This window comes from Flavobacterium rivuli WB 3.3-2 = DSM 21788, from assembly GCF_000378485.1.
GTDB lineage: Bacteria > Bacteroidota > Bacteroidia > Flavobacteriales > Flavobacteriaceae > Flavobacterium > Flavobacterium rivuli.
Genome location: NZ_KB899971.1, coordinates 183,885 through 198,411 on the forward strand (window position 1 = coordinate 183,885; position 14,527 = coordinate 198,411).

Below are 14,527 nucleotides of genomic sequence, written 5' to 3' on the forward strand. Positions count from 1 at the left end.
ATTATTTAAAAAAATGATTACCGACTATAGAAAAATTGATTTGTACGGAAAGACCATGATACAAAAGGTGGTTTTGCAGGCTCCTTTTGAATTTGCTTTCCCTGTATCAGACTACGCATGCTTTTTATTTTCGTTAGAGGGCGATATGCTTTTTCATGTTAATGAAGAACAGATGCTTATCCCAACCAATTATTCTTTATTGCTAAATTGCTTAAACACTAATAAAAAAATAAGCAGCCCTGTTGCAGGCGGCAAAAACGAGATTATAGTTATTAACTTTCATCCGGAAATTTTAAAGAAAATTTACGATCGCGAGGTTCCGCTGCTGCTGCAGCAGCCACGAAATAATATAACCAACCAGTCGAGCGAAAAAATAAACAATGACTTCCTGATACAAAAGTATATTGAGGGCGTTCTGTTTTATTTTGAGAACCCCACTTTGGTGCATGATGATATGCTGGTTTTAAAACTAAAGGAAATCATCCTGTTACTATCGCAAACGCGAAATGCCGAAACCATACAGGTAATACTATCCCAACTCTTTTCGCCCACTACCTACACCTTTAAACAAATAGTAGAAGCCCATTTGTTTTTACAGGTTGGCATTGAAGAATTGGCACAAAAAAATAACCTAAGCATCTCTTCCTTTAAAAGAGAATTTACAAAGTTGTATAACGATTCTCCTGCCAATTATATTAAGAACAAAAGGCTTGAAAAAGCTGCTGAACTTTTACTGGCTTCGGATGAACGCATTACAAATATTGCCTTTGATTGTGGCTTTAACGACCTGGCTAATTTTACCAAAAGCTTTAGCGATAAATATAGCGTTACCCCTACAAAGTACCGTTTAAGACAAGCCAATAAATAACTGTTTTAATTTTTCATTACAACTTAAATTTTCCTTTTACCACAAAGAACACCAGCCTTTACACAAAGGACACCAAGCTATATAAAAAGAGGCATGTCGCATTCCGCCATACAAAGCAGCCGTTTCACATAGCTTAGTGGTTAAAGCTTTGGTAAATAAATCTGCTATATATCCAAAACGGTAGAATGAATTTTTATGTGAGCCAAATTGCCAAATAAATGAGCGGATCTACAAAATCCACCTGCTTATTGCCGATTAGTTTTGTAATGCCAATTATGGCACATAAAACTAAAATTAAAATCATGGCATTATCAGCATTAGGAATTTTTCATACAGTAATAGGCGTTGTTGCCATAATTGCTGCTCTAACAGCCTTTATAAAATATGGCAAAATAGATTTAAGCCAACTTACAGGGAAACTTTATTTTTACTGCACACTGGTTACTTCATTAACGGCATTGGGCATATCTAAACATGGAGGCTTTAATCCGGGGCATGCTTTTTCTATCTTCATTGTGCTTTTAATTGTAGAAGCCTACATACTATATTCAAGAAAAAAAGGGAATGTCAGGGCACGTTATTTCGAAAATTTCTGCCTGTCGTTTAGCTTTTTCCTGTCGTTAGTCCCTACTGTTAACGAAACCTTTACCCGTGTTCCTGTAGGTCATCCCTTAGCAAAAGATATTAAAGACCCCATAATTGGCAATACCCTTTTAATCCTTTTACTACTGTTTATTGCAGGCTCTGTATATCAGTTTAAAAAACAGAAAAAAATCAATAGATCTGTATTACCGGTATAACACCAATATTAATATACGATAGTTTAATTCACAGGTTTCAATTATTTACCACAAGGCATACGAGGTTTTCCACAAAGCACACTAAGCTAAGTTTGATATTTCGGATAAGATTACACTATTGGCAAGGGTATTGAAGCACACAAGGCTTTGCGTATTAGCTTTGTGCCCTCCCGCCTACGGCGGAATATGAACACACTTTATTCATATAGCCTTGTGTCTCTTTTGGAAAACCTCGTGTCCCTTGTGGTAAACTCCCCGGAAACGTAAGACGCATTCAATGCGTCTCTACCCGAATACTGCGCCTGATACTGAACACTGATCACTAATTATCTAACCTCCTCTGTAAAAGGCAATTCAGGATTTAGTATTTCATTAATAAGCACAATAAGCTGCGACTTAAACTCTTCTAAAACAGCAGCATCTACAACATCTAATACGGCGGCACTTTTATCAAAACCGTCTTTAAAATTAAAGCCCATAAAACCGCTTTTCATATTTTTAAACGATATAATGCCGGCCTCGATCTCCATACCCTTAGCTTCGGGTTCATACATAAACACGTAGCACAGCAGCTGTATTATCTTGTCGTTCTTAATTTCGGCAGTAAGGCCGTCCCAGTTTTTAAGCACCACATTGCTTTTTTCTACCTTTCCGGTTTTATAATCGGTAATACGAATGCGGCCGTTGCGCTCCTCTATCCTGTCTATATTACCCGATATCATAATTGGGTAAGGGAGGCGGCTGTCTTCCAGAACGCGCTCAAACTTATGTTCAAGATAAAGCACCTTTACAGCATCTCCGGTGGTTATGGCGGCTTTTTCCTGTTTAAGGAAATTGTGCACATTGCGCTTGGCAACTTCAAAAGCCAGGAGGTTACGCCCTTTTTTAATTTCGCCCTCTTTATAAACCGTTACAAACTGGCGCATAACCTCATCATCGGCAAGGGCAGCCATAGCCTCAATATCCTGAACGGTAAGAAATTTACCTGTAAGCGGCTTGTAAAGCTCCTCTAGCGCACCGTGAATAATAGTACCCAGCGTATTAAGTGCAATGCTCTCCTCTACCTCATCGGCCTCACTAATGCGGAGTATGCGCTGGTAGTAAAACTGTATAGGGTTGCGTAAATAACCCGTTAATGCCGATGGCGAGAACCCTTTTACCGTGGCAATTTCGCGCAGCCTCGCCATAACGCTTTCGGTCTTTGGCACTTCCATAGGTTCATACGCCTTGGGCGGAAGCACCGCATTATACACATCTACCGTAAGGTTGTGATTGGGTTTCTTTTCTATTTCAAGCTGGGTTAAAAAACGGCTGCGTTCTCCGGCATCAAGCCCCTCGCTCTCTGTATTGTAAAGCAGGTACACATTTTTAGCCCTTAGCAATAAGTGGTAAAAGTGGTAGCTGTATATAGCATCTTTTTCTTTAAAGGTGGGCAGGCCAAGTTCGCGCTTTACATCATAAGGTATAAAGGAGTTCTGGCTTTTACCCGCCGGAAATTTACCCTCGTTCATAGAGGTAATTATCACATTCTCAAAATCGAGTACGCGACTTTCCAGGACTCCCATTATCTGAAGCCCTGATAAAGGTTCCCCTTCAAACGAAACCTCGGCAAGGTCTATTACCTGCTTGTATATGGCATGAAGTACCGGGAGGCTGTCCATTTGCGGATGGCTCTCATAGTAATTAGTTAGCTTATTGATTACTTTAAATATAGAATACAGGAAGGCTTTTGATATCTTATCTTCTTCGTCATCATTACTTAAAAACGATTTTAGTGCCAGTAAAATATCGGTAAACCTACCCAGTATTTCGCCGCCATTGTTTTCCCAGCGGGTAAACAGCAGCGTGAAGAACGGGCTTGCCTCTCCCTGTATCTCAAACAGTTTATTAAGCGAAAAAAAGGTAATGTTGTTCCTGTTTATAGTATCAACCAGTTTAGATGCCCCGGCATACGGCTCTACCAGCGGATGTGTAAGTATATCGAGCACTTCCCTGTAATACAGCGTATAGCTCTTTTCGTTACGGCCAAGTGCATTGGTGTGCATCTTGAACAATTTTTGCACCAGTATTTGCGCAGGATTGTTGCGGCTGCTGTAACCCATAGTTATATTAAGGCTGCCCACATTTGAAGGGAGGCTGTACAGTAAAGGTATCAGCAGGCTTTCTTCGCCCAGTACCAATGCCGTTTTATCAAGGCTGTGGCCTTCGCTTTGCAGCCGCTCTACAATCTCGCCGGCTATTTTTGCCTGACCTACTGTTTTTGGAGTGCCTATAATATGAATGTTCTTTGGTTGGCTAAACTCGTCTGTAAGCCACTCAAAGTTATGCGATGCATATTGTTTCCACTCTTTCTTAAAACGCCTTATAAAGAGCCCTGCATCATGGTAGGGGTCATTAAGGAATGCATAATCTATATCCCAGTACACCCGTGCCTGCGCCATAGAGAGCAGGTGTTGTATAATTTTTTCTTCGGCGGCATTAAGCGCATTAAAGCCTGCAAACACCAGTTCGCCTTTATTGGCATTGCTAAAGTGGTTAATGTTGCGCACGGCCTCGCGGTATATAAGCCCCTGGTAGCCCACACCCTTGTCTAAAAGGTGCGCATAAAGTGTATTGTAGTAGGATGGTAAAAGCTTCCAGAATTCCAGATACGCCTCTATCATGCTCGTACGGTTATCAACATCTACCGCCCAGTGCTCTATTTCCTGAATGTTCTCTAAATAGGTAAGTACATGTGCAGGGTTAAGCAGGTAGCGGTCTATCTCGTTAAAATCCTGCAACAGGGTTTTGCCCCAGTTTGCAAAGGTTTCAAACGGCTGTTGTTTTTCTTTTGGGGTAAGGCTCAGGTAAACATTGTAAAACTCAAAGAGCAGCTCTATGGCATCTATAGAGCGAATGCCAGCCACATCCTGCACAAAATCTTCTATACTGGTTATGTTTGGGGCAAACACGGTGCCGGTAAGTTTCTTTTTTAAGGCTTCGAGCAAAAAAATACGTGCCCGCTTATTGGGCAGTACAATGGTTATGTTACTCAGGTTGCTGCCGTAGCTGCTTATTATTTGTGTACTTAGCTTATCTAAAAAAGTGGTATCTGCCATGGTATAAAAATAAAAAACGCCCCCGATAAATCGGGGGCGTTTCCTTAATTATTTTGAGAAATTAAAACTTACTCTCTTTTGATAAGTTTTACTTCTACCCTTCTGTTTTGAGCTTTACCTTTTGCAGTCTTGTTAGATACAATTGGTTTAGTTTCACCAAAACCGATAGATGTTAACCTGTCTGCAGCGATACCGTTTTCAACTAAGAAAGTTTTAACAGCACCAGCCCTGTTTTCAGATAACGTTTGGTTAAGAGCGTTGCTACCATCGCTGTCTGTGTGACCTTCGATGCTAAAGCTTGCGTTAGGGTATTCTTTGAATATTGAAAGCATTGAAGCTAATACAGGAAGAGTTTCTTCTTTGAAAGTAGCTTTACCACTGTTAAACAGGATAGTTCTTGCATACTCGTTAAGACGTTTCATAACTTCTTCAGTTACTTCAGGACATCCACGGTTAGCAGCAGTACCTTTAACTGATGGGCAAAGATCGTCTTTATCAAGAACGCCGTCTCCATCTGTATCTGGCCATGGGCAACCACCGTTTTCTTTAGGACCTGCAACTGTAGGACATTTGTCATCTTTATCAGCTACACCATCACCATCACCGTCTGGGCAACCAGCAAGTTCTTTAAGACCAGCAACTGTAGGACAAGCATCTTCTGCATCTGTAATACCGTCACCGTCTGTATCAGGACAACCTTTAAATTCTGCAAGACCAGCAACTTCAGGACAAGCATCATCTTTGTCTGGAATACCGTCACCGTCTGTATCAGGACAACCCTGGAATTGTTTTAAACCTGGAGTTTCAGGACAAGCATCGTCTTTATCATAAATTCCGTCGCCGTCTGTATCTTTTCCACCAAATTTAAATGTAAGACCTGCAAAGTGCTGAATGTGCTTAGGTACATTAGCTTCTGCCTGATCTTCAAATGTATGTTTGTAAGTAGACTGTAGTGTAAGACCTACGTTTTCTGTAAACCAGAAGTTAACACCAATACCACCATTAAGTGTACCGTTGCCTTTTTCGTCTAACCATGTGTAACCTCCACCAACGTGAACGTATGGGTTAAACCAGCTTTTAGCAAGGAAACCGTATTTAACGATCGCATCTGCAGAGTAGTAAGTTACATCTCCCGGATCTGTAATAACGTAATCGTTAGTACCAGGAGTACGGCTTACAACTTTATCAATTTTGTTTACAGTACCTGTAATACCAACTGAAAGGTTGTTACCAATAGCTCTTGAAACTGTTAGGTAAGATACTGACGGAAGGATGTTCCACTGATCTTTAGCATTGAAATATTGACCAAACTGGTCTTCTACTTTTGAAGCAGCACCAAATCTTGTGCTTACTGCATTAACACCGAAGCCAATAGCCCACGGGTTGTCTTCGTCCTGAGCGTGGACATTAAGTCCAACTACCAACAGGGCAGCAACGAATAATTTGTTAAGATGTTTCATACTTTTTTGTTTAAATTACATATAGGTTATATAGGACAAAATTAGTGTGTTAAAATAGAACAGCAAAACGTTTTAATACAAAATGTCTTACGAAACTACCTAAAATATAGTTAAATTACACTTAATGCTTTGCCAACTTCTGTAAATGAGGCTATTGCAGCATCTAAATGTGCCTGCGAATGTGCCGCCGAAAGCTGTACTCTTATTCTTGCTTTTCCTTTAGGAACCACAGGAAAGAAAAATCCTATAACGTAGATGCCTTTCTTTAAAAGTTCGTCGGCCATGGTTTGCGAAAGCTGCGCGTCATACAGCATTACCGGTACAATTGCCGAATCTCCCTCTACAATATCAAACCCTGCCGCCTTCATGCCTGCCTTAAAGTAATTGGTGTTCCACTCCAGCTTATCGCGCAGGCTTGTATCTTTCTCTAAAAGCTCAAAAACCTTAAGCGAAGCCCCTACTATTGAAGGTGCCAGCGAATTAGAGAACAAATACGGCCTTGAACGCTGCCTTAACAGCTCTATAATTTCTTTTTTGGCCGTTGTATAACCTCCCATAGCGCCGCCTAATGCCTTGCCAAAGGTTCCTGTTATAATATCTACACGGCCCATAACGCCTTTAGCTTCCAGCGTTCCTTTGCCTGTTGCGCCTATAAATCCGGCAGCGTGGCACTCATCTACCATTACCAGTGCATCATACTTATCGGCCAGGTCGCATATTTTATCAAGCGGGGCTACTACGCCATCCATAGAGAAAACACCATCGGTTACAATTATCTTAAACCTGTGGCCTGCCTCGTTAGCTTTTATAAGCTGCTGCTCCAGGTCGTCCATATTGCTGTTTTCATAACGGTAGCGTGCCGCTTTACACAGGCGCACACCATCTATAATAGATGCGTGATTTAAACTATCAGATATTATTGCGTCTTCTTCGCCCAATAAGGGTTCGAAAACCCCACCGTTTGCATCAAAGGCAGCCGCATATAATATAGTGTCTTCCGTACCATAAAATTTAGCAACTGCTTTTTCCAGTTCTTTGTGTATATCCTGCGTGCCGCATATAAAACGTACCGATGACATACCAAAGCCGTGGCTGTCCAGCGCATCTTTAGCTGCCTGCACCACTTCCGGGTGCGACGACAAACCTAAATAGTTATTGGCACAAAAGTTTAAAACCTTCTGCCCGCTTTCAAGTGTTATCTCTGCATCCTGTGGCGATGCTATTATGCGTTCTTTTTTGTACAGCCCGTTGTCTTTAATAGTTTCTAACTCGGCTGCAAGGTGTTGTTGGATTTTTCCGTACATAAAAAAAGTTTTCAGTCGCAGTCGCAGTGGTCAGTTTCCGGGAAACCCTAAAGTTTTCAGTAGCAGCCACCATTCTCTGCATGGTTTATATTAGTTTGTTGTTTTGAATTTGTTTTAAGTAGATCTATTCTCTTGAAGAGACAGAATGATCTGTTTAATTTAATTATTGTTAGTGCAAAGTTACAAAAGCTGCCCTAACTTATATTATCCTTAATAAATCTTGCTATAATTATATTTTACCACAAAGGGCACCAGGTTTTTCACTAAGAGCACGAAGCTGCATGAATAATGCTTGTTTCAAGCTAAAAGCACACAACGCTATACGCCAAAGCCTTGTGCTCTTCAACCCGAAAATCGGGTTGGTATCTTTGTGCTTACTGCTATAAATTTAGGCCTTGTGTTCCTTGTGAAAAACTTCGTGTACTTAGTGGTTAAATTTTTCATTAAACACTAAGACTGAGACTAAATTTCCACCACTTCAATATCTTCTCCTATATATACAATAGTTTTTCGCTCTACCACAAGCCCCATCTGCCGTAACGAAAACTCATATCCCTGCAACTGCTTGGCATATTTATCGAGGTGCTGCCCGGTTTTATAATCCAGCAGGTAGGCTTTACCATCGCGAATAGCCACACGGTCGGGTATTACGGTTTGGGTATCAAAGCTTATAATGCTTTGCTCGTTAAAGATGGTATTGCCCTCGGCAAAAAAGACAGTAAGCTCCGGATGAAAAACAACATCTTTAAGCGTTTGCTCTACAGCTTCTTTCTGGGCATGTACAATGAGTCCGTTCTCTATGGCTTTCATGATGGCAATAGGGATATCGTTCTCCGTTTTAATATAGGAGAGAATTTCGTGGGTTACGTTACCAAACTCTATAGCCTGCGCCTGATTGCTGCCCCACATAAGACTTTCACGCTGCGCGATCTTTACCTTACGCGGGTCGAAATGCTCTTTAACCACCTTAATAGTGTGCTGGTCTTTAACGTGCTTTTCTACAGCCGAGATGCGCTGTGGGTCGCCAAACTCATATTGCGCCACACTATTATTAAACACCCCTTTGTTCATGAGGTATTTTATAAAGTAGCTCGACATATTATTGGTAAGTTCTCCCTTAGATGTAAAATTGCGGTTGCTTATAATGTACAACTGCTCTTCGGCACGGGTAAGCGCTACATAAAGGATGTTGATATTATCCAGCAGTTCTTCCTGGCTTTTTATAAAGTACAGTTCGGCGGCTTTTTCGCCATATTCGGCAACGGCTTTGTTAGTATCAATTAATGCCTTTTGGAATTCGAACGTATCATCATCCAGTTCCAGCCACATCTTGTCGCGGCGGGCACGGGCATAATCTTCTTCGGCAAAAGGGAAAATCACAACCGGAAATTCCAGTCCCTTACTTTTATGGATGGTCATTATCCGCACCGCATCGTTACCTTCGGGCGACGGAATGCTAAACCGCGAACCGTTAGTATCCCAGTACTCTAAAAAGTCGGATATGCCGCTTTGTGTACGGATATCCCTTTCTAAAATCAGGTCGAGAAAATACTGTACATAACTCTGGTTGCTTTTGGCTTTTATAAAAGCTTCCACAATAGTTTCTACTGCTTCGTACAACGATTTTTTACGGCAGTTTTTAAACGATATCTGTATGCCGTGTTTGGCAAGGAATTTTTCGAGGGCATCTTCGGTGGGCTGCTCCATCCCTTCGGCAATAAAATCGTGAATGCCAAAGCTGGTTTGCGTAGCCGCAAAATATAAAAAGTGCGCCTTAGCCTCTTTGTTCTCGTTGCTCTTAAGGTAGCGCAGCAGGTTAATGATAAGTTTTACCTCGGTGGCATTCTCTATCAGCAAAGTTTCCGATGATAATATCGGGATGCCATTCTCGGTAAGGTAATTGGCAAGCAAAATCCCTGGCTGCCGCCTTCGCGAAAGCAGCACAATATCTTTATTCTGAAAGCCGTGGCTCTTTGCTTTTTCTATAGCCCTTAATGTAGCCTCAAGGTACAGCTCGTTTTTGTCAACCTCCTCTGCTTCGGGGTCCTGCTGAATTTCCGGCAGGAACGATATGTTTACATAGCCACCCTCTTTAGGGTTAAGCTCCTGCACGCTTTCGGTATACATTTGCTTATAATCTGCATTGGCAAACTCATCGGCAATACCCGAAAAGAAGCCGTTGTTAAAACCTATCACCTCGCTAAAGCTACGGTAGTTGGTAGCGAGCTGCATGGTGCCTTTATCGGGGTTAGAGAAGGGGTTAAACCCGTCCTTACCCAGTTCTATAAACTGCTCTGCCTTACCCCCACGCCAGCGGTAAATAGATTGTTTAGGGTCGCCCACCAGCATCAGCGAGCCGGGGCCGGCAAGGGGGTCTTCGCCCGCAAGGGCATTATCTATAAGCGGAATAAGGTTGTGCCACTGCATTTGCGAAGTATCCTGAAACTCGTCTATAAAAAAGTGGCGGTAGCGCTCGCCCAGCCTTTCATATATAAAAGGTGCAGGCTGGTTTTGTATCTCGCGGTGAATAATGGCGTTAAACTCGGATATCGAGAGTACGTTCTGTTCTTTTTGTATGCGCTCCAACTCCTGCCCTATGGAGTTAAGGAGCGATAGCGGTGTTATGTTTTTTAGGAAAGCGGTATAAAAATTACGCTTCTCGTAGTTTTTGTACACCTTAGCCAGTAGTACTAACAGCGGCTGAAGCAGCCCCTCTATAACAAGCCTGTCTTTCGCGGTTTTATTGATCTTTATATCTTCCGGCTCATGGTATTTTTTATGTGCCGATGTAAGCTTTCCGTTTTTTATGTAGCCAATGTGGTTAGGGAAATGCCCCGCCGAAAATGATTTTGGGTCTACCCCGCTACCCTCCAGCAACGCTTCCATTTCGTGGCCCAGTTGCGAACATTCTTCTTCTAATGAGGCAACCGTTTCCTTTAGCTTTTCGCGAATGAAGAGAAACTCCTCGATGCTTTTGTCTTTAAACTGCGCCAGCTCGTTACGGTTGTTTTCGTCTACGAGTAAACGTCCGGTTTCAAAGAGCTCGCGGGTTACGTCCCAGCTTTTATCGTTATCGGTTTTATCTAACGAGAAATCTACCAGTAACGACGTTAGCACCTCATCATCGCCCGCTTTGGCAACAATGGCATCTACCGCTTCCTGCAACAGGCTGTCGGTTTCCAGCGATACATCGAATGTGACGGACAGGTTAAGGTCGTGTGCAAAGGCACGGATAACCTTATGCGTAAACCTGTCGATGGTACTAATATCAAACGAAGCATAGTTGTGAATGATGTTCTTGATAATGGCGCGCGACTTGTCTTTTATAGTAGCAAGGGACAGCCCTGTTTCTGCCGACAGCACTTTCATGAGCGACTCTGCCTTATCGCCCGGCTCATCCTTTGCAAATTCAGAAAGGTTCAGGATGATGCGGCTTTTCATTTCCTGCACGGCCTTATTGGTAAAGGTTATGGCCAGGATGCGGCGGTAGGCATCATCTGTACCGGCCTGCAACAATATGCGCAGGTATTCTTTAACAAGGGTATAGGTTTTACCGGAACCTGCCGAGGCATTGTAAATAGAAAAGGCTGTTTTTTGCATAAACAAATATAAAAAAAAGGAGTTGCATAGCTACTACCTTACCACCCATTCATTACGCTCATTTTGGGTAATTATAGCCATAGCAGTTTTGTAGCGTTTATGCCCGGTGTGGGTATAGTAATGCATCGATATAGACAGGTGGCCGTTTTTGTTGTAAATATCCTGTAGTACATCTGTACCTTCCGCAAGCCTGCTTGTAAAGCCAATAGCACTAACAGCATCAGGATCTGTAATATCAATAAGACAATAAAAATAAACGTTTAACGGGCCAACACTAAACTGGTGCTTATTAAAAACACATAAAATATAACTGCGTTTACCAAATTCAATTATGCATGAAGTACTAAGCTGATACTGTGTAGGATCGGCGGTAAAATATTCCAAATCCAGATCATAATTGCGAACCAATTCACCTGATTTTTGAATCATCGCTTTGGTGTAAAAGATATCGGAAATATTTTTATGGTAATTGTTTCCGTAGGTAATGGCAGATGTAGTACTATCTGAAAAATTAAACTGCAACAGCATATTTGCAAATGTATACCTGCGCCACGTTACGTCATCGTTAGTCTGGTGTATTACAGTACTGTCTACAGGCGTTAAAACAGGTATGTCTCCTGTCATATTTTCTACAACAATCCTGTCACAACCTGTAGCTGCCATTACCAAAAAAATGAGAATGCAACTTATAAAACGCACCATATTTAGACCTTTTTTGCACAGGCAAGATATAAAAAAAGCAGCAGCATTATCATTTATGCTGCCGCCTCATAGTATAATTACTTAAAGTAAAGTTGCTTAAAGTATTTTACACTTAAAAATGGGGTAAATAATTGCCACTGGTCATTTTTAGATATTGCACCGCTGTTTATTAGTTTATTAGCATCGGTAACCATTCGGTAAAAAATGTATACAAGGAGCGATCCCCAAAAGTACGTACTGCACTCATACAAGCCTGCCCAGATTATTGCCGGCAGTGGTATAAGAATTTGCAGGTAGTAAGAAACCAAGGTATTCATTATAGCTGATATATTGGTTCTTAATAAAGATAACTCATTATCAGGCAATTAGTGTTAATATTAAGCCATCTTTACGTAAAAGGGGCTAATTAACAGCACTTTATAAGGTTTTGGGTTAAATAATAACAAATTCTTATTTTTTATAAAGCATTAAATCTGTAAATTTGGTTTAAAATTTTAATACTAATCTTTTAAATCAGGATAACTATGGCTTTTGAATTACCAAAATTACCTTATGCATACGATGCCCTTGAGCCTTATATAGATGCTAAAACTATGGAGATTCACCATACTAAGCACCATAACGCTTATACAACAAACCTTAATGCAGCTATTGCAGGCACCGATCTTGAAGGTAAAACTATAGAAAATATACTTTTAAACCTTGATACTACTAATGCCCCCCTAAGAAACAACGGTGGCGGTTACTATAACCACAACCTGTTCTGGACGATACTTTCGCCAAAAGGCGGAGGCGAGCCTACAGGCGAACTTGAAGAAGCTATAGATAAATCTTTTGGCTCTTTTGAAGAGTTTAAAGCAAAATTTGCTAAAGCTGCCGCTACACAATTTGGCTCAGGCTGGGCATGGCTTACCGTACAAAAAGGCGGCAAGCTGGAAGTTGTAGGCACACCTAACCAGGACAACCCGCTAATGCCCGAAATAGGCGGCGAAGGAACACCTATTCTTGGCCTTGACGTTTGGGAACACGCGTATTACTTAAATTACCAAAACAGAAGGCCTGATTATATTGAGGCGTTCTTTAGCATTGTTAACTGGGAAGAGGTTACAAGGCGTTTTGCCCTTGAAAAATAGTCTTTATAAAGATATAGAACGGGCGCTGAGAGGTGCCCGTTTTTTTTGTTCTCTGCTTAATCATATTGTTTCCGTTGCTGTCATTGTGAGGCACGAAGCAATCTAATTATTAAGGCAGGAAAACAGTAAGATTACAAAAAAGTTATCTGTAACACACCCCTAACCCCTCTCAAGAGGGGAACAGCTTCACTCATACTTCTAAACCGCATTTTATTCAGTATATTTCAGTTGTTAGAGGATGGCTCCTTTCTCAAGATAGAAACAGCATCACTCAGAGTTTTAAGCCGCACAGTTATTCAGGATATTCCCGGCGTTGGGGGCGGGCTTCCCTCTTGAGAGGGGTTGGGGGTGTGTTACTGTAATAATGTTTTCCTATAAAAAATTTGAAATCACAGAATCCTGAGCTCCAAAGGAGCGGCATATATGCCGCTCCTTTGGAGCTCTATAGTATACGCATACCTGATTGCTATAAACATACCGCCCCGCCGGGACGCACATATTGTAACCAAAGGCGCCATGACAACGCACGAAGAGCCATTATTATTCAGGCAGAAAAATAATAAGGCTTACAAATCAGGTGTGAGTGTCCTGCTTGTTCAGAAATAAACAGACTGCGTATTTATTATTTTAAGAGTGGAAATCGTGACAGATGACTAAACAATTACTTCATCTTTAAGTAGGCATCAGCTTCGCTATACGGTATAAGCACTTCTTTTTGCTGCTCTGCATAAGCGGCAACTTCATAAGCATTATAAAAAAGGAGCAGTCCGTTTTCTTTAAAGAAAATATTTTGTGGCAGTACAAATTTATTTTCTTCAAACATCAGGCCAGTCGAATTTATCGATTTACCTGCAGGAATCTTATACTTAGCCCTGAATTTCTTTTCGGCGAATGCCGTAAATGCTTTCTCGTCTTTAAAAATATCTGAGTATTGTAAAGACCTGCCCGTTTTAGCGTTAAACAGTAACGACCTGTCGCCCGCATAACCGTGGGCACCACCGGTAAACATATAGTTATTAAGCTTAATACCAATAATGCTGTCGGTTTTATAATCAACCGTGCCTTTTATCTTAGCTTCCCATGCCATGGCGTCTTTCGGGAATTTTTTAGCCAGCTCATCATACGATTCTATAAAAGACGTCATTAATTCCTTGTAGCTGGTAGCATCTGTAGGTTTTTCGCCAAAGTACACAATGCTTCTTACTGTCCTGAATATTTTATTGTTAATGCTGTCTCCCGCAACCGGAATTCCAGATGCATCCGGCACATTAATATCTACATAAGTACGGGGTTCCGGGCCGGCCAGCATGGTTTTTTTGCTGTACACCTTATCTGTAAAGGTAAGTACTGCGGGTTTCTCTGTAGTGGTGGTATACTCTGTAGTGGTTTCTTCTTTGTCTTTTTTGCATGAGGTAAGCAAAAGAACAGACAGTATAAGGGTTAGGCAATATTTCATAAATAAGTAAAGTGTTATTGTTTTGTAAAAGTGGCCTGTGTTGTTACACACCTAACCAATTTACAGTAAATTTGCCTATATTTTTATGACATTGAACAATCTTTAT

The 14,527-nt window shown here is 41.3% G+C and carries 11 protein-coding genes; 4 read left to right on the forward strand and 7 right to left on the reverse strand.

Annotated features, from left to right (window positions below; translation table 11 throughout):
* Positions 1–13: 13 nt before the first annotated feature.
* Entirely contained in the window at positions 14–868 is an 855-nt protein-coding gene (locus tag F565_RS0113920; protein ID WP_020213848.1) for a helix-turn-helix domain-containing protein, read from the forward strand.
* Between the two features lie 302 nt (positions 869–1,170).
* On the forward strand, positions 1,171–1,668 hold the full coding sequence (locus tag F565_RS0113925; protein WP_051087094.1) for a DUF2306 domain-containing protein: 498 nt from the start codon (positions 1,171–1,173) through the stop codon (positions 1,666–1,668).
* A gap of 326 nt (positions 1,669–1,994) precedes the next feature.
* On the opposite strand, the gene F565_RS0113930 is transcribed toward F565_RS0113925, so the two are convergent.
* From F565_RS0113930 to F565_RS0113960, 6 genes are all read right to left on the reverse strand, one after another.
* Positions 1,995–4,766, reverse strand: coding sequence for a PD-(D/E)XK nuclease family protein (locus tag F565_RS0113930; protein ID WP_020213850.1), 2,772 nt, complete (start codon positions 4,764–4,766; stop codon positions 1,995–1,997).
* A 68-nt stretch (positions 4,767–4,834) separates the two neighbouring features.
* Positions 4,835–6,226 carry an OmpA family protein gene (locus F565_RS0113935; RefSeq protein WP_020213851.1) on the reverse strand — a complete coding sequence of 464 codons (1,392 nt, stop codon included), beginning with the start codon at positions 6,224–6,226 and terminating at the stop codon, positions 4,835–4,837.
* Positions 6,227–6,336: 110 nt separating this feature from the next.
* Positions 6,337–7,530: a glycine C-acetyltransferase gene (gene kbl, locus F565_RS0113940; RefSeq protein ID WP_020213852.1), complete on the reverse strand. Its 1,194-nt coding sequence runs from the start codon at positions 7,528–7,530 to the stop codon at positions 6,337–6,339.
* A gap of 462 nt (positions 7,531–7,992) precedes the next feature.
* Complete coding sequence (locus tag F565_RS0113945) at positions 7,993–11,130, reverse strand: UvrD-helicase domain-containing protein (RefSeq protein ID WP_020213853.1); 3,138 nt, start codon at positions 11,128–11,130, stop codon at positions 7,993–7,995.
* Between the two features lie 33 nt (positions 11,131–11,163).
* Complete coding sequence (locus F565_RS0113950) at positions 11,164–11,793, reverse strand: hypothetical protein (RefSeq protein WP_020213854.1); 630 nt, start codon at positions 11,791–11,793, stop codon at positions 11,164–11,166.
* A 116-nt stretch (positions 11,794–11,909) separates the two neighbouring features.
* Positions 11,910–12,149: a hypothetical protein gene (locus F565_RS0113960; RefSeq protein WP_020213856.1), complete on the reverse strand. Its 240-nt coding sequence runs from the start codon at positions 12,147–12,149 to the stop codon at positions 11,910–11,912.
* A 207-nt stretch (positions 12,150–12,356) separates the two neighbouring features.
* Here F565_RS0113960 and F565_RS0113965 point away from each other — a divergent pair, with 207 nt between their 5' ends.
* Positions 12,357–12,965 carry a superoxide dismutase gene (locus F565_RS0113965; protein ID WP_020213857.1) on the forward strand — a complete coding sequence of 203 codons (609 nt, stop codon included), beginning with the start codon at positions 12,357–12,359 and terminating at the stop codon, positions 12,963–12,965.
* Positions 12,966–13,388: 423 nt separating this feature from the next.
* A complete protein-coding gene (locus tag F565_RS22875; protein ID WP_154652612.1) occupies positions 13,389–13,571 on the forward strand; it encodes a hypothetical protein in 183 nt (60 codons plus the stop codon).
* A gap of 55 nt (positions 13,572–13,626) precedes the next feature.
* Here F565_RS22875 and F565_RS0113970 read toward each other — a convergent pair whose 3' ends face one another.
* On the reverse strand, positions 13,627–14,421 hold the full coding sequence (locus F565_RS0113970; protein WP_020213858.1) for a DUF3298 and DUF4163 domain-containing protein: 795 nt from the start codon (positions 14,419–14,421) through the stop codon (positions 13,627–13,629).
* Positions 14,422–14,527 lie beyond the last annotated feature (106 nt).